General features: G+C 65.7%; 19 protein-coding genes. 12 read left to right on the forward strand and 7 right to left on the reverse strand.

Annotated features, from left to right (window positions below):
- The first annotated feature begins 69 nt into the window (after positions 1-69).
- The 5 genes from LQ953_RS07200 to LQ953_RS07220 all read left to right on the forward strand — a co-directional run bounded on the left by LQ953_RS07200 (position 70) and on the right by LQ953_RS07220 (position 5,262).
- A complete protein-coding gene (locus tag LQ953_RS07200) occupies positions 70-768 on the forward strand; it encodes a glutathione binding-like protein (RefSeq protein ID WP_231030224.1) in 699 nt (232 codons plus the stop codon).
- Between the two features lie 81 nt (positions 769-849).
- Positions 850-2,355, forward strand: coding sequence for a class I adenylate-forming enzyme family protein (locus tag LQ953_RS07205; RefSeq protein ID WP_231030047.1), 1,506 nt, complete (start codon positions 850-852; stop codon positions 2,353-2,355).
- A 122-nt stretch (positions 2,356-2,477) separates the two neighbouring features.
- Positions 2,478-3,101, forward strand: coding sequence for an EF-hand domain-containing protein (locus LQ953_RS07210; RefSeq protein WP_231030048.1), 624 nt, complete (start codon positions 2,478-2,480; stop codon positions 3,099-3,101).
- Between the two features lie 71 nt (positions 3,102-3,172).
- Complete coding sequence (locus LQ953_RS07215) at positions 3,173-3,892, forward strand: response regulator (RefSeq protein ID WP_231030049.1); 720 nt, start codon at positions 3,173-3,175, stop codon at positions 3,890-3,892.
- 32 nt (positions 3,893-3,924) lie between these two features.
- On the forward strand, positions 3,925-5,262 hold the full coding sequence (locus tag LQ953_RS07220; RefSeq protein ID WP_231030225.1) for an ATP-binding protein: 1,338 nt from the start codon (positions 3,925-3,927) through the stop codon (positions 5,260-5,262).
- Between the two features lie 6 nt (positions 5,263-5,268).
- On the opposite strand, the gene LQ953_RS07225 is transcribed toward LQ953_RS07220, so the two are convergent.
- Both LQ953_RS07225 and ndk read right to left on the reverse strand, forming a co-directional pair.
- The gene (locus LQ953_RS07225; protein ID WP_231030050.1) at positions 5,269-6,891 is read right to left on the reverse strand and encodes an NAD(P)/FAD-dependent oxidoreductase; all 1,623 of its coding nucleotides are present in this window, start codon (positions 6,889-6,891) and stop codon (positions 5,269-5,271) included.
- 110 nt (positions 6,892-7,001) lie between these two features.
- On the reverse strand, positions 7,002-7,424 hold the full coding sequence (ndk, locus tag LQ953_RS07230) for a nucleoside-diphosphate kinase (protein WP_231030051.1): 423 nt from the start codon (positions 7,422-7,424) through the stop codon (positions 7,002-7,004).
- A 207-nt stretch (positions 7,425-7,631) separates the two neighbouring features.
- On the opposite strand from ndk, the gene LQ953_RS07235 reads away from it, so the two are divergent.
- The 3 genes from LQ953_RS07235 to LQ953_RS07245 all read left to right on the forward strand — a co-directional run bounded on the left by LQ953_RS07235 (position 7,632) and on the right by LQ953_RS07245 (position 9,405).
- A complete protein-coding gene (locus tag LQ953_RS07235) occupies positions 7,632-7,862 on the forward strand; it encodes a hypothetical protein (protein WP_231030052.1) in 231 nt (76 codons plus the stop codon).
- 3 nt (positions 7,863-7,865) lie between these two features.
- Positions 7,866-8,390: a gamma carbonic anhydrase family protein gene (locus LQ953_RS07240; RefSeq protein WP_231030053.1), complete on the forward strand. Its 525-nt coding sequence runs from the start codon at positions 7,866-7,868 to the stop codon at positions 8,388-8,390.
- 73 nt (positions 8,391-8,463) lie between these two features.
- On the forward strand, positions 8,464-9,405 hold the full coding sequence (locus LQ953_RS07245) for an NAD(P)H-dependent flavin oxidoreductase (RefSeq protein WP_231030054.1): 942 nt from the start codon (positions 8,464-8,466) through the stop codon (positions 9,403-9,405).
- A gap of 124 nt (positions 9,406-9,529) precedes the next feature.
- Here LQ953_RS07245 and LQ953_RS07250 read toward each other — a convergent pair whose 3' ends face one another.
- Together LQ953_RS07250 and LQ953_RS07255 are read right to left on the reverse strand one after the other, a co-directional pair.
- On the reverse strand, positions 9,530-9,988 hold the full coding sequence (locus LQ953_RS07250; protein ID WP_231030226.1) for a DUF1465 family protein: 459 nt from the start codon (positions 9,986-9,988) through the stop codon (positions 9,530-9,532).
- Positions 9,989-10,060: 72 nt separating this feature from the next.
- Positions 10,061-10,258, reverse strand: coding sequence for a YdcH family protein (locus LQ953_RS07255; RefSeq protein WP_231030055.1), 198 nt, complete (start codon positions 10,256-10,258; stop codon positions 10,061-10,063).
- Between the two features lie 158 nt (positions 10,259-10,416).
- Between LQ953_RS07255 and LQ953_RS07260 the strand changes: the two genes are divergently transcribed.
- Entirely contained in the window at positions 10,417-10,569 is a 153-nt protein-coding gene (locus tag LQ953_RS07260) for a YdcH family protein (RefSeq protein WP_231030056.1), read from the forward strand.
- Positions 10,570-10,627: 58 nt separating this feature from the next.
- On the opposite strand, the gene LQ953_RS07265 is transcribed toward LQ953_RS07260, so the two are convergent.
- Together LQ953_RS07265 and dksA are read right to left on the reverse strand one after the other, a co-directional pair.
- Positions 10,628-10,987: a PilZ domain-containing protein gene (locus tag LQ953_RS07265; RefSeq protein ID WP_231030057.1), complete on the reverse strand. Its 360-nt coding sequence runs from the start codon at positions 10,985-10,987 to the stop codon at positions 10,628-10,630.
- 98 nt (positions 10,988-11,085) lie between these two features.
- Positions 11,086-11,553 (reverse strand): RNA polymerase-binding protein DksA, encoded by a 468-nt coding sequence (gene dksA / locus LQ953_RS07270; protein ID WP_231030058.1) that lies wholly within the window; start codon positions 11,551-11,553, stop codon positions 11,086-11,088.
- A gap of 402 nt (positions 11,554-11,955) precedes the next feature.
- On the opposite strand from dksA, the gene LQ953_RS07275 reads away from it, so the two are divergent.
- Positions 11,956-12,837 (forward strand): hypothetical protein, encoded by an 882-nt coding sequence (locus LQ953_RS07275; RefSeq protein WP_231030059.1) that lies wholly within the window; start codon positions 11,956-11,958, stop codon positions 12,835-12,837.
- Positions 12,838-13,039: 202 nt separating this feature from the next.
- Here the strand turns inward: LQ953_RS07275 and LQ953_RS07280 are convergent, their stop codons facing one another.
- Positions 13,040-13,552, reverse strand: a complete 513-nt coding sequence (locus tag LQ953_RS07280; protein ID WP_231030060.1) for a host attachment family protein — start codon at positions 13,550-13,552, stop codon at positions 13,040-13,042.
- A 91-nt stretch (positions 13,553-13,643) separates the two neighbouring features.
- Between LQ953_RS07280 and serS the strand changes: the two genes are divergently transcribed.
- On the forward strand, positions 13,644-14,918 hold the full coding sequence (gene serS / locus LQ953_RS07285) for a serine--tRNA ligase (RefSeq protein ID WP_231030061.1): 1,275 nt from the start codon (positions 13,644-13,646) through the stop codon (positions 14,916-14,918).
- A complete protein-coding gene (surE, locus tag LQ953_RS07290) occupies positions 14,918-15,682 on the forward strand; it encodes a 5'/3'-nucleotidase SurE (RefSeq protein ID WP_231030062.1) in 765 nt (254 codons plus the stop codon). The genes serS and surE overlap by 1 nt, the downstream gene beginning before the upstream one ends.

Consider the following 15,682-nt stretch of genomic DNA (forward strand, 5'->3'; position numbering starts at 1 on the left):
CTTGCCCCAATTGCACACCGTCCGCTGCTTCCTATCTGCGGCGCTCCACGAGCGCGGGAAATGCAGCACATGATCGAACTCTATCACTGGCCCACGCCCAACGGCCACAAGATCACGCTTTTTCTCGAAGAGGCCAGGCTCGAATATCAGATCAAGCCGATCGACATCGGCGCCGGCGACCAATTCGATCCGGCTTTCCTCAAATTCTCCCCGAACAACCGCATGCCCGCGATCATTGATCGTGCGCCACAGGACGGCGGCGAACCGATCAGCGTGTTCGAAAGCGGCGCGATCCTACTTTACCTGGCGAACAAGATCGGCCGGTTCTTCGGCCCCGATGAACGCACCAAGGTTGACCAACTGCAATGGCTGATGTGGCAGATGGGCGGGCTTGGCCCGATGGCCGGGCAGAACGGACACTTCAATGTCTACGCGCCCGAAAAAGTCGAATACGCCATCAACCGCTACACCAATGAGACCGCGCGGCTCTATGGCGTGCTTGATCGGCGGCTAGAGGACCGCGCCTTCATTGCGGGCGACTATTCCATCGCCGACATGGCCTGCTACCCGTGGATCGTGCCGCACGAGGTGCACAAGCAGAAGCTTGACAACTTCCCGAACCTCAAACGTTGGTTCGAGACCATCCAGACGCGGCCCGCCACCCTGCGCGCCTATGCCAAGGGTGAGGAAATCCGCCCGTCCAATGCGCCGTTGACCGATGAGCAGAAGAAGATTCTGTTCGGTCAGGCGCCGACCACCAAAGCCTGATCCGAAGCGGCCGGCGACGCTGCGGCGTCGTCTGCCCGCGGCCACTGGCAATCGCCGCGCGGCTCGCCTAGCGCGAATTTCATGGGGGAGACTTTACCAACCGCCGCGGCCCTGCTGGGCAGCGACTTCGCGAACCTGGCGGACCTGATCCGCGCACATGGCCGTGAACAGGCCTCCAAGCCCGCAATCCACTGCGAAGACGTCTGCGTCACTTATGCCGAACTCGATGGCGCCGTAGATCGCGTGGCGGCAGCGCTTCAGCGCGACGGCGTGACCGCCGGAACCGCCATCGCGATTCTGGGCGGCAATTCAATCGCGCATGTCGTGGTATTCCTCGGCGCGCTGCGCGCCGGATGCGTGCCAGCGCCGCTCGCCATCTCGGCGGCACCGGATCAGCTTGCGGCGATGGTGTGCGACAGCGCCGCGCCGATCGTCTTCATCGAAGCCGAATATGCGCCGCTTGCGCTCGGGACGCGCAAGATCCGCCTCGACGAACTGGATGCATGGCTGGCGCCGGAAGGCTCCTCGCCGCAGCCAGTGCACGTCACCGCCGCCGATCCGTTCAACCTCATCTATTCCTCGGGCACCACCGGCACGCCCAAAGGCGTAGTGCAGCCCCACGCGATGCGCTGGTTCCACATCGCCCGCGCGCCTGCTGGCTTCGACCGGGCCGTCACGCTGGTAGCCACCCCGCTATATTCGAACACCACCCTCGTCAGTGTCCTGCCGACACTCGGTTGGGGCGGCACCGTGGTGCTGATGCGCAAATTCGACGCGCGCACCTTCCTGGTCCAGGCCGAGCGCCACCGCGCAACGATAACCATGCTGGTGCCGGTTCAGTATCAGCGCATCATGGCGCTTGCCAACTTCGACCGCTTCGACCTGTCCAGCTTCCAGCTCAAAAGCTGCTCCAGCGCCCCCTTCTCCGCCGCGCTGAAGGCGGAAATAGTCGCGCGCTGGCCCGGGCTGCTGGTCGAATATTATGGAATGACAGAAGGCGGCGGCACCACCGTGCTGGTTTGCAACGCCCACCCGACGAAGCTCGCCACCGTCGGCACGCCGCTGCCCGGCCACGACATCCGCATCATCGGCGAAGACGGGCGCGAAGTGCCCAGCGGCGAGATTGGCGAAGTTGTCGGCCGCTCGCCCGCGATGATGAGCGGCTATCACGGGCGCGACGACGTTACGGCCGATGCCTGCTGGTTCGACACAGACGGCCAGCGCTACATTCGCCACGGGGACCTCGGCCGGTTCGACAACGATGGCTTCCTGACGCTGATCGACCGAAAGAAGGACCTGATTATCTCGGGGGGGTTCAACGTCTACCCTTCCGATCTCGAAGCCATGCTCCTCGGGCATCCCGGCGTGCAGGATTGCGCGGTGATCGGCGTACCTTCCGAACAATGGGGCGAGGCGCCCGCCGGGTTCTTCGTCGGCTCCGGCGATCCCGCGGAAATCCTCAAATGGTACAATGACCGCGCCGGCAAGACGCAGCGGCTGGCAGCGCTTCGCCGCATCGACGAGATACCCCGCAATCCGATTGGCAAGATCCTCAAGCGCGAACTGCGCGAGCGCTACATGGACTGAAGCGACACCACGACAAGTTGCGACACTTTTCCGCTTTGTTGGCAAAGACTTGCGACAGCTCGGGCTCAGAAGGGCATCAACCGCGGACAACCCCGCGGATCTTGCACCGGAGTTCCGCACCCATGAAGAAGACGATCCTCGCAACGCTGCTCGGCGCCACCCTGCTCGGCGGCACCGCCTACGCCTCCGTTCAGCAGGCCCCCAGCCGCGGCAACCCGATGATGAGGGCCGACATGAACGGCGACGGCATCCTGACTCGCCAGGAAGTGCTTGCCGCCGCCGACGCGCGCTTCGCCAAGCTCGACGCCGACAAGAACGGCCAGATCAGCCGCGAAGAATATCGCGCGGGCAAGCCGCACCGCGCCGGCATGCGCAAGCCCGGCGGCACCGATGATGGCAAGCGCGCCGCCTTCCAGCAGAAGATGCTGGAGCGTTTCGACACTAACAAGGACGGCACGCTGTCCGACGCCGAACGCCAGGCCGCACGCCAGCAGCGCCAGGCCAAGCATACGGAAGGCGGCAAGCGCGGCGGCCATCGTGGAATGGCAAAGCATTTCGACGGCAATGGCGACGGCTTCGTCACCCTCGCCGAGATGCGCGCCACCGTCACCACGCATTTCGACCGCGTCGACACCAACCGCAATGGCAGCATCGACAAGGCCGAACGTGAGGCCGCACACGCCAAGATGAAGGCGATGCGCGGGCACGGCCGTCACCACGGTGCCGCAGCACCTGCAGGCCGCTAAGCGCAAGCCGGGGCGCAGCGCACCTGCGTCCCGGCACTTCCCTTCATCCGGTGAGTTGTTACGGTCGCATCATGTCCGACACCCCGCACCTCCTCCTCGTCGACGACGAGCGCTCGATCCGCGAGCCGCTCGCGCAGTACCTCACCAAACAGGGTTTTCGCGTCACCCAGGCCGGCGATGCCGAAGGAGCCCGCGCCCGCATGGCAGCCTATGCGATCGATCTGGTGGTGCTCGACATCATGATGCCCGGCGAAGACGGCCTGTCGCTCTGCCGCCACATCCGCGAGACCAGCGAGACGCCGGTGATCCTCCTCACCGCTCGCGCAGAGGAGACCGACCGCATCGTCGGGCTGGAAATGGGCGCGGACGATTATGTCGTAAAGCCGTTCAGCCCGCGCGAACTGGCCGCGCGCATCAAGGTCGTCCTTCGCCGCATCCAGGCCGGAGGCACTAAGCAGCACGCCCCGGACGCCGGCAGCTTCGCCTTTGCAGGCTGGGTCCTGAAGGCCGGAGAGCGCACCCTGGTCGACCGCGAAGGCGTTTCGGTGCCGCTATCCACGGGCGAGTACAACCTGCTCCATGCGCTCGTAACGCGCCCGCGTCAGGTGCTCACCCGCGACCAGTTGCTCGACTTAACGCAGGGCCGTGAAGCCGCCGCGTTCGACCGTGCGATCGACAACCAAGTCAGCCGGCTGCGCAAGAAGATCGAGGGAGATGCCAAGAACCCGACGATCATCAAGACCGTCTGGGGCGGCGGCTACACGCTGGCGGCCGAAGTGACGCGCCTGTGAGGCGCCTGTTGCCCAAGAGCCTTGCCGGCCAGATGGCGCTGCTCGTCGCACTTGCCTTGTTCGTGGCCCAGGCGATCAACTTTGGCATGCTGCTGCGCGAGCGGCGCGCCTTTCGCTACAGCCAGGTCATCGTACCTGCAGTGACGCGGCTGGTGGACACCAGCGAACGGCTCAACAACCCGGCCCCGCCCGACAGGGCGCGCGGACGCCGCACCGGCGAAGCTTCGCAGGGCGGCTCGCGCGTTCAGGTCACCGCGGCCAACCCCATTGCCGGCGGCGAGCGGCGCAGCGACCTAGAAGCCGACTTTCGCCAGAGCCTGCAAGACGCAGGCATTAAGCCGCTCCAGGTCATTGTCACGGTCCAGCGCATCGCCCCCGATCACCCGCTTCCTGGGATACCCGCCAACCGCGCCGAACGCCTCCGCCGCGCGGGCGGCGAGCTTCGCGTCGCAGTGGAAATGCCGGATGGGCGGTGGCTGTCCTTGCGCGGCGCTTGGCCGCGCATGGAGCGCGGACTGGTTTGGCAGCTCGTCGCGCAAACCCTCATCCTCTACATCGTCGTGCTGATTCCCTTGCTGCTGGCCGGCCGGCGGATCGCTCGCCCGCTCCGCACCCTTGCGCTGGCCGCGCGCAGCTTCCGCCCGGGCGATGGCGTGCCCCCGCTTGAGGAAAGCGGTCCGAGCGACGTCCGCGCGGTAATTGGCGCGTACAACCACCTCAGCCGCCGCGTTACGGCCATGCTCGACGAAAAGGACCGCATGTTAGGGGCCATCGGTCATGACCTGCGCACGCCGCTGGCGGCGCTGCGGGTGCGCATCGAGTCGGTCGAGGATGACGACGACCGCAACCGCATGGCCGACACCATCGACGAAATGAACCGCACGCTGGAGGACATCCTCTCGCTCGCGCGTCTCGGCCGCCCCAGCGAGCCCGCCACCGATGTCGACTTGTCCGCGCTCATCGACGCCGTGGTCGAGGACTTCCGCGATCTCGACCACGATGTGCAGTTCGAAGAAGCGCCACGCCTGCGCATGCACCTGCGCTCCGCCCTCATGCGCCGCGCCGTTCGCAACCTGATCGAGAACGCGGTTAAATATGCCGGCGGCGCCGAAGTCCGCCTGGTGCCCACCGCCGAGCGCGTCCGCATCGAGGTCGCCGACCGCGGCCCGGGGATACCCGAGGACAAGCTCGCCGCGGTATTCACGCCCTTCACCCGGCTGGAAAGCTCCCGCAACCGCGAGACCGGCGGCATCGGCCTGGGGCTAGCGCTCGCAAACGCCATCGTTAGCGATGCAGGCGGCGCCATCACGCTGGCGAACCGGGAGGGCGGCGGCCTGCTGGCGACGATTACCCTTCCCCGTACAGCCTGACGGACCTCAGCTTGCGGTGATGCTCCTGGCCACGGCCTCGGCGACCTTGATCCCGTCGATCGCCGCCGAGAGAATCCCGCCAGCATAGCCCGCGCCCTCGCCCGCCGGGAACAGCCGCTCGACGTTCAGGCTCTGGAAGTCCGCCCCGCGCGTGATCCGGATCGGCGAGGACGTCCGCGTCTCGACCCCGGTCATTACCGCATCGGGATGGTCATAGCGCGCGATCTGGCGCCCGAACGCCGGCAGCGCCTCGCGGAACGACTCCAGCACGAACGGCGGCAAACAGGTGGAGAGATCCGTCGGGGTCACGCCCGGCTGATAGGACGGGATCACTTCGCCCAGCGCCGTCGAGGGCCGCCCGGCCAGGAAGTCGCCCACCGTCTGCGCCGGCGCATGGTAGTTCGATCCGCCTGCGACGAACGCCAGCGATTCCCAATGCCGCTGCAAGTCGATTCCCGCCAACGGCCCTTCCGGATAATCGCGCGCCGGGTCGATCCCTACGACCAGCCCGGAGTTGGCATTGAACTCGGCCCGCGAATATTGGCTCATGCCGTTGGTGACCACGCGGCCCTCTTCGGAGGTCGCTGCCACCACGCGCCCACCCGGGCACATGCAGAAGCTATAGACCGTACGGCCATTCTCGCAGTGGTGCGCCAGGCTGTACGCCGCCGCGCCGAGATCGGGATGCTTGGCGCATTTGCCGTAGCGCGCCTGGTCGACCCAGCTTTGCGGATGCTCGATCCGCACCCCGATTGAAAAAGGCTTGGCCTCGATGTGCACACCCCGGTCGTGGAGCATCTGGAAGGTGGGACGTGCGCTGTGCCCCACCGCCAGCACGACATGATCCGCCTCCAGGAAGCTGCCATCATGCAGGTGCAGCCCGCGCAGCTTGTGGCGACCGTCGGCAAGCCGGTCGAGCGCCACATCATCGACTCGCGTCTGCCAGCGATACTCGCCGCCAAGCTCCTCGATGGTGCGGCGCATGCTTTCGACCATGGTGACTAGGCGGAAGGTGCCGATATGCGGATGCGCCTCCCACAGGATGTCGTCGGGAGCGCCGGCCCTCACGAACTCCTCCAGCACCTTGCGGCCCAGGAAGCGCGGGTCCTTCACTCGGCAATAAAGCTTGCCGTCCGAAAACGTCCCCGCCCCGCCCTCGCCGAACTGCACGTTGGAATCCGGGTTCAGCTCGGACTTGCGCCACAGGCCCCAGGTGTCCTTGGTCCGCTCGCGTACGATCTTGCCACGATCCAGGATGATCGGGCGAAACCCCATTTGCGCCAGGATCAGCCCGGCGAACAGGCCACAGGGCCCGGCCCCGATCACCACCGGCCGCAGCCCGCTCCAGCCTTGCGGCGCCTGCGTGACGAAGCGGTACGCCATGTCCGGGGTTGCGCGCACGTCCTTGTCCCCAGCGAGGCGTGCCAGCACCTCGACCTCGTCGACGAGCGTCACGTCGACCGTGTAGACCAGCTGGATCGCGTTCTTGCGGCGCGCGTCGTTGCCGCGTTTGAACACCTTGTACTCCAGCACCGCATCTTCCCCGACACCCAGGCGCTTGGCGACGGCAGACGGGATCGCTTCGGGTGCATGGTCGAGCGGAAGGGCGAGTCCGGACAGGCGAAGCATGGGATTACTCTGGCGCGTTGAGGGTGCTGTAGAGGGTAGAAGGATCGCTCAAAAGAGAAAGGCCGAGGCAAATGCCCCGGCCTTCCAGCTTCATTGCGGAAGCGAAATGATCAGCCGACGATCTCTTCGGGCTTGAAGAAGAAGTTGATCTCGATCTCGGCATTCTCTTCCGAGTCCGAGCCGTGGACCGAGTTGGCCTCGATCGACTCGGCCAGTTCCTTGCGGATCGTGCCGGCATCGGCATTGGCCGGGTTGGTCGCGCCCATGATGTCGCGGTTGCGCTGCACGGCGTTCTCGCCTTCCAGCACCTGCACGACGACCGGGCCCGAGATCATGAACTCGACCAGATCGTTGAAGAAGGGGCGCTCGCGGTGCACGCCGTAGAAGCCCTCGGCCTGCTCACGGCTCATCTGGATGCGCTTGGAAGCGACGACGCGCAGGCCGGCTTCCTCCAGCATCTTGGTGACTGCACCGGTGATGTTGCGACGCGTTGCATCGGGCTTGATGATCGAAAAGGTCCGGGTCGCGGCCATGGCCGTGCGGCTCCTGCTACAAATTGTGGAAAAGTCGCGGCTCTCTAGTCGGGGCGCTTCCGCGATGCAAGCGGCCCTACGATACAGGCCCCGCGCGGCCAAAGCCGCGATCAACGCCCATCTTACGCGACGATCCGTAACAGCACGGCATTGAACCGTTAACCTTGTCCCGCTAGCCAGGAAGCCGAACGGCCGGGGAGGGCTATCATGATCGAATTCTTGATTTTTATGTACGCGATGCTCGGCATGTTCGTGGTGATGGCGATGCAGCGCAACCAGCGCCAGCAGCGTCCGACCCCGCAGATGATGACCATGGTCGGCTGGGGCCTGTTCTCGCTGTCCTCGACCCTGGCGATGCTGCTGGGGGCAGTCGCAATCGCCATGGCGCTCGGCCTGCAGCCGCAGCTGCCCGCCGGCTTCGACGCGCCGCTGTTCTAAGCGGTGCCGCTGTACGAGATCGGCGGCGAGCGGCCTGTTCTGGCGTCGGATGCCTGGGTCGCCCCCAGCGCCGATCTGATCGGTGACGTTCAACTCGCCGAACTCGTCAGCGTCTGGTTCGGCGCGGTGATCCGCGCCGACAATACGCCGATCACCGTCGGCGCGCGCTCCAACATCCAGGAAGGCGCGATGCTGCATTCCGACCCCGGCGCGCCCTGCACGGTGGGTGAGGACGTGACGGTCGGTCACCACGCCATCCTGCACGGCTGCACCATCGGCAACCGCAGCCTGATCGGTATGGGCGCGACCATTCTCAACCGGGCGGTGATCGGTGAGGATTGCCTGGTCGGCGCCGGCGCACTGGTGACGGAGGGCAAAACCTTTCCGTCCGGCCACCTCATCATGGGCTCGCCCGCCCGCGCGGTACGCCCGCTCGACGACGCGCAAAAGGCGCTGCTGAAGGCCAGCGCCGCGCTCTACGCTGCCAAGCAGCGGCAATATGCCTCCGGGCTCACCCGAGTCGGCTGAGGCGCGGCCCCGCCTGCCGTAGCGTTCCGGGGCACGGCATGGACAGCGGCATGCGAGGCGCTACAGTTTCGTCATGGCCCTGCCCCCGCTTTTCGACCGTCTCCGGCTGCCCGTCATCGGATCGCCGCTCTTCATCATTTCGGTACCCGAACTGGTCATCGCCCAGTGCAAGGCCGGGATCGTCGGCTCCTTCCCGGCGCTCAACGCCCGGCCGCAAAGCCAGTTGGACGAGTGGCTTCACCGCATCACCGAAGAACTCGCCGCCTGGGATCGCGACCATCCGGATACTCCCGCCGCGCCCTTTGCCGTCAACCAGATCGTGCACCGCTCCAACGAGCGGCTGGAGCAGGACGTCGCCACCTGTGCCAAGTGGAAAGTGCCGATCGTCATCACCTCGCTCGGCGCCCGGCCCGAACTCAACGATGCCGTCCATAGCTGGGGCGGCATCACCCTCCACGACGTGATCGACGACCGCTTCGCGCACAAGGCCGTGGAGAAGGGCGCCGACGGGCTGATCCTGGTAGCTACGGGCGCCGGCGGTCATGCCGGCCGGCTCAACCCCTTTGCGCTGGTGCAGGAAGTCCGCGATTGGTTCGACGGTCCGCTAATCCTGTCAGGTGCGATCGCCACCGGCCGCGCGATCCTTGCGGCGCAGGTGCTTGGCGCCGATCTCGCCTATATCGGCTCGCCCTTCATTGCCACCGATGAAGCCAATGCCGTCGCCGCCTACAAGCAGGGGGTGGTCGACGGCCGGGCGGGCGACATCGTCTACTCCAACCTGTTCACCGGGGTGCACGGCAATTACCTCCGAGCCTCGATCCTGGCCGCCGGGCTCGACCCTGACAAGCTGCCCGAAAGCGATCCCACGGCCATGGACTTTGGCGGGGCCAAGGCGTGGAAGGACATCTGGGGCTCGGGCCAAGGCATTGGCGCGGTGCGCACGGTGGAGCCGGCCGCGGTGCGGATCGAGCGGATGAAGGCGGAGTATGACGCGGCGCGAGCGGCGCTGGTCTAAGTGGGGGCTCGTCCTTTTTCCTTCGTCACCCCGGCCTTGAGCCGGGGTCCCGCTGCCTTTTGACTTGACCGTCAGAGGAAGAAGAAGCGGGCTCCCGGCTCAAGGCCGGGATGACGGGGAAAGCTCAGAAAGCCGCCGCCAGCCGGTCCATCATGTTGCGCGCCGGGCTGGACACCGCCGCGGGTTGCTCCAGCGTCTGGTCCAGCCGCGCTACGCGCCGGTATAGCCCGATGCTGGTCCCGATGATCGCCGCCGCCTGTCCCGGCATTGCCGCCAGCGTCGCGGCGTCGGTCTCCGGCGCCTCGCCCAGTCGCCGCGAGGGCAGCAGTGCGTCGCGCCGCGGGATCTCGCCGCCCTCCACCGCGCGCTGCGTCAACAGCCACGCGATGATGTGCATCAGCCGCGTCGTCACCTTCAGCGACTCGCACGAAAATGCCACCCGATGCAGCGCCGCCAGACCATCGCGCTCGCTGCGCCCGACAATGTCGAAATAGGCGCGCGCCTCGTCGGCCAGCAGCATCGCCTCGATATACAGCGAGTCGATCAGCCGCCGATGGATCAAGGATGCGCTGTGGCTGGTCATGCCCGCGACGATTGCCACAGCGGCTGGCCCAACAAAATGCTTAATCTCAGGCAGGCGTATGAAGACGGAGCATCATGCGATGATGTCCGGCACCAGCTGATCTTCCAGCAGGGTGACCTCATCACGCAGCTTGAGCTTTCGCTTTTTCAGCCGGGCAATCTGCAATTGGTCAGCGGTGCCGGTATCGAGCAGCGCCAGGATCGCCACGTCCAGATCGCGGTGCTCGGATCGCAGCGCTTCCAGCCGCTGTTGTATCTCGCCTACGCTCATGCACGCCCCCGTGGCGGCTTCCTGCACCATGGGCCCGCGTATCGCAACGGACCATCGCGCGATTTCGACGCGTCGTCGCGTGTGGGCGATCCGGGCGAGACACGCCCGCCAAAAGCTGTTCTACTTCCATCCCCCAGCGACCCTGAAGGAGAACTTCCATGCAGAATGCGCACCTGTCGGCTCTCAGCGCCAAGCACACGAAGCTCGATCAGCAGATCAGCTCCGAGTCGCAGCGGCCACTGCCCGACCAGATGCTGATCGCGCAGCTCAAGAAGGAAAAGCTGCGGCTAAAGGAAGAGCTCGGCCGCTAAACACGGCGCGACCCGGGGCGGGGCATGCCTGCCGCTGCCCCGGTCATTGCGATGCGCCTCAGCGCGACCGATAGCCAGGCGTGGAGCCGCCCTTGCCCACCGGCCGGCGCGCGCGCATCGGATCGATCTCGCTCGAAAAGGCGACGCCCACCCGCCCGTCCGTCGCCCAGGCGATACGCCCGCTGACCCAGCCCACGCCGCGCACTTCGATCTCCACCGGGGTACCCGGCATGATCGGCCCGGCAAACTCGGCCATCAGCCCGCCCGAAGACAGGTTGCGCACGCGAACCTGGTGAACTTCCTCGCCATCCACGCGGAACTGCGCGGTCAGCAATAAGCTGTCGCGGGCGCCACTGCGCGGGACCGTAAAGTCCTCCGCAGATAGCGCGTTCATCGATTCAGGCGTAAACTGTTCCATCGGTACTGCTCAAACGCGTAAGGGGCTGGTGGGCGGATTACACCAGCAATCCTTATCGAATCGGTAAGAATCCGCGCCGCCGCCCGGTCCCCCACACGTTATTCCTCGCGTGAGACCTTTTCGTTGCGCTCGTGACGCTCCTGCGCTTCCACCGTCATGGTCGCGGTCGGACGCGCTTCCAGGCGGCCGAGCGGGATCGGCTCGCCGGTCACTTCGCAATAGCCATATTCGCCTTCCTCGATCCGGCGCAGTGCCGCGTCGATCTTGGAAATGAGCTTGCGCTGGCGGTCGCGGGTGCGCAGCTCGATCGACCAGTCCGTCTCGCTCGACGCGCGGTCGGTCAAATCCGCTTCGCGCAGCGTGTCGGTCTGAAGATGGTTCAGCGTACCGGCGGCTTCGCGGCAGATCGCATCCTTCCAGGCGTGCAGCTTGTCGCGAAAATAGGCGAGCTGCCTTGGCCCCATAAAGGGCTCGTCATTGTGCGGCCTGTATCCGTCCGGACGGTCGTTCGCCGCAGACGGCAGGGTTTTCTCGGGTTCGTCGTAGCAGTCCAAAACGGTAGCCATCCCCACTCTCCTCACCGGTGTTCGAGTGGCCAAGCCCCCGAAAACCGCCAGTTGCCCGGACGCGCCTATACTTTCGCAACATCGCCTTCACAAGCGAATGATTGTGCGCGTCAATACCCTCTTCCTGCATGGATATTAGCCGGAGCTAAGTTCATCGTCCGAGTTCGCACTGTTCGGCGGCGCGCAGGTTTGCCGCACCGGCGGGCATAGCATCTGTGCCGTTATCGAACGTTAACCATAATATTTCCTGCGTGGGCAAAGAAATACGTCCCGGATCAAGGTTAACAGCCATTCACCCACTTGCGCTTAATAGTTTGTTTTGCACTTTCTATCCAAGGAGTGGCGCACTGGTGTCGATGCAAACGTCGGCAGCACTGTCCAGCAACAAGAGAGTGGGACATCATGTCGGTTCGCATGGCTTTGGCGAAACTCTGCGCCTGCGCTTGTGGCGGTGCAGTGATTGGTGGCTCTGGCGTTTACGTCGCCGAGCGCGTCCAGCAGCCCAAGGTGGTCAAGCAGCATGTCGTCGCCAAGAAGCGCGTGGTGCGCAAGGTCGCCACCGCCGCAGTCGCGAAGAAGACGCTGCGCCGAGTCGTGAAGACCACCACCACGACGACCGCTCAGGCCCAGCCGCAGGTGGTGGTGATGACCGCGCAGGGCGCGCCCATTCCGGTGCCGGCGCCGTTCGTGTCGTCCAGCTCCGGCGGATCGAGCAGCTCGGGCGTGATCGGCGGTTCGGGCGGCGGCGGCTTTGCGGGCGGGTTCTTCGCCGGCGGGTTCTTCGGCGGCTCGGCCTCGGGCAGCAGCTCCGGCAGCAGCGGCGTCGACATCAACATCGAGATCGACAACAAGAACAACAATCTGAATAACAACGAAAACAACAACGAGAATAAGAACAACAATAACAACAACAACCAGAACGAGAACAATAACCACCAGGAACAGAACCAAGGCCAAGGCCAAGGCCAGGGTCAAGGACAAGGCCAGGGTCAACATCAGGACCAGGATCAGGACAACAAGCCTGGCAAGCCGGACAAGCCCAACTATCCTGATAAGCCCGACAAGCCCGGCAGCTCCAGCGGATGGAACGGCTCGAGCGGCTGGACCTCGAGCGGCAGCAACGGCGGCAGCGGCAGTGGCAGCTCGGGTGGCAGCGGCGGCTCGGGCGGGCCGGCGCCGGTCCCTGCCCCGCCGATGGTGCTGCTGTTCGGCGGCGCCGCGGCCGCGCTGGTCGTCCGCAAGCGGTTCAGCAAAAAGGCCCCGGCAGCAGCTGCCGAGGCCTGAGGAGCGCGTCTCTTAGGCGCCGCCCTTTATCCTAGATTCAGAGCGCCCCTTCTTCTTTCGTCACCCCGGCCTTGAGCCGGGGTCCCGCTGCCTTGCCCCACAGAAGAAGAAGCGGGATCCCGGCTCAAGGCCGGGATGACGAACGCGAGTTAAGGATTCCGCTCCCGGCTCTCCGGCCGCGCGCCGGGGCAGTTCGCTTGTCTTATTCCGCCTTCAACAGCGCTTCCTCAATCTGGACCACCGTGTGCCCGGTCAGGTCCTTGCTGATCTCCCCGGTCAGCCGCTCGCTCACCGACTGGTGATAATGCTTGCGCAGCTCGCCCAGCGTCTTGGGCGGCGCCACGATGATCAGCGATTCGAAATCGTTGTTGAGCGCGCGCTTCTTCAGCATGTCCGCCGTTTCGGCGGCGAACTTGTCTTCTTCCAGCTGGTGGAAGTCGGTTTCGCCCATCAGCCCGCGTGCGGGCGCGAACTGCGCGCCGCCGCCGCTGGCGTGCATCGATCCGTTCTGCGCCACCGCCGGCGCACCGGGGCCGCTCTGCGTCGAGGATGACTGGCCCGACTGATCCCGCTTCTGGTCCGAGTCCTTGGGGTTCTCGTGGATCTCCTTGGCCTCGACCTGCAGGTTCGGGAATTCGGCATCCCCTTGATTCCTGAGGAACAGCATCTTTCGCCCGTCGGCAACCAGAACCACTGCCTGATGAGGAACCTGCATAAACCTGTCTCCTTGTTTCGGTTCTGCCTCCCTAACGCCCTGCTTCGCGCCAGGGTTGCGCGGTTTTGTCGCCCCCGTCATAGCGTCGGCCATGCACGACATCCGATCGATCCGCGAAAATCCCGAAGCCTTCGACAAGGGCCTTGCCCTGCGCGGAGTGGAACCCCGCTCGGCAGAATTGCTCGCGCTGGACGAGCGCCGCCGCGCGCTGATCACCGAAGCGCAGTCGGTACAGTCCCGCCGCAACGAAGCGTCCAAGGCGATCGGCGCGGCCAAGGCCCGCCGCGACGACCCCACCGACCTGATGGCCGAAGTCGCCGCGTTGAAGGAGCGGATGCCGCAGATCGATGCCGAGGAAAAGGCAGTCGGCGCAGAGCTGAACGAGATGCTCGCGGCGATCCCCAACCTGCCGCTGCGCGACGTGCCCCAGGGGGGTGGCGAGGAGGACAACGCCCTCGTCCACGAACGCGGCACCGTTCCGAGCTTCGCGTTCGAGCCGCGCGAGCATGACGCGATCGGCCCGGCGCTCGGGCTCGACTTCGAGACCGGCGCGAAGATCTCGGGATCGCGCTTTACCTTCCTGCGCGGCCCCGCCGCCCGGCTCCACCGCGCGCTCGGTCAGTTCATGCTCGACACGCTGACGCAGGAGCATGGCTATGAGGAAGCCGTGGTCCCGCTGCTCGTCCGTGGCGAGACCATGTTCGGCACCGGCCAGTTGCCCAAGTTCGCCGAAGACAGCTTCCACACCACCGACGACCGCTGGCTGATCCCCACCGCCGAAGTCAGCCTGACCAATTCGGTGCGCGAGCAGATCCTGCAGAACGACGTGCTGCCGCTGCGCCTTGCCGCGCTCAGCCCGTGCTTCCGCTCCGAAGCCGGCGCAGCCGGACGCGACACGCGCGGCTATATCCGCCAGCACCAGTTCGAAAAGGTGGAGATGGTCTCCATCACCGCCCCCGAAGCCTCCGAAGCCGAGCATGAGCGCATGACCGCCTGCGCGGAAGGCATCCTCGACAAGCTGGGCTTGGCCTATCGTCGCATGAAGCTGTGCACCGGCGACATGGGCTTCACCGCCGCGCGCACCTACGATCTCGAAGTGTGGCTGCCGGGCCAGGCGCGCTTCCGCGAAATCTCCAGCTGCTCGACCTGCACCGATTTCCAGGCGCGCCGCATGAACACCCGCTATCGCCCCGAAGGCGAAAAGGGCACCCGCTTCGTCCACACGCTCAACGGTTCCGGCCTCGCGGTCGGCCGCACGCTGGTGGCGGTGGTCGAGAACTACCAGCAGGAGAATGGCGCGGTTGCGGTGCCGGAGGTGCTGCGCCCCTATCTCGGCGGGCTGGAGCTACTGGAACCGTTGCGCTGATGCGCATCCTCCTCACCAACGACGACGGCTATCACGCCCGCGGCCTCGCGCTGCTGGAGAAGCTTGCCCGCACCATTTCCGACGACATCACGGTCATCGCGCCGGCGGATGAGCAATCGGGCAAGGGCCGCTCGCTCTCGCTGACTGACCCGTTCCGCGTCCGCCGCCATGGTGAGAACCGCTACGCCGTCCATGGCACGCCCACCGACTGCGTGATGTTCGCGCTGGCCGAGGCGATGAAGGACAACAAGCCGGACCTGATCCTGTCCGGCATCAACCGCGGCGGCAACATTGCCGAGGATGTCAGCTATTCGGGCACCGTGTCCGCCGCGATGGAAGGCGCACTCGCCGGCATCCGCTCGGTCGCGCTCAGCCAGCGCTATGCGCATACCGGCTCGGGCGACAAAGTGTCCTTCGACGCTGCCGAGGCTTGGGGCGAACGCGCGCTCAAGCCGCTGCTCGACATGGAATGGGCGCCGCGCACGCTGGTCAACATCAACTTCCCGCCGGTCGCGTCCAACGCGGTGCAGGGCATCAAGGTCGTGTCGCAGGGCTTGCGCGATTATGGCCGCGTCGGCGTCGACAAGCGTACCGATCCGCGTGGCTTCGACTATTACTGGCTGGCCATGGGCCGCCTGCCGATCGTGCCTGTCCCCGGCACTGACCTGGAGGCGATCGAGCAGGGCTATGTCACCGTCACCCCGCTGCAACTCGATCTCACCCACAGGGACTCGCTCGAAAGGCTGAAATCCGTCTATAGTTAA

The organism is Sphingomonas sp. IC-56 (assembly GCF_021043375.1).
In the GTDB taxonomy this organism is placed as follows: Bacteria; Pseudomonadota; Alphaproteobacteria; order Sphingomonadales; family Sphingomonadaceae; genus Sphingomonas.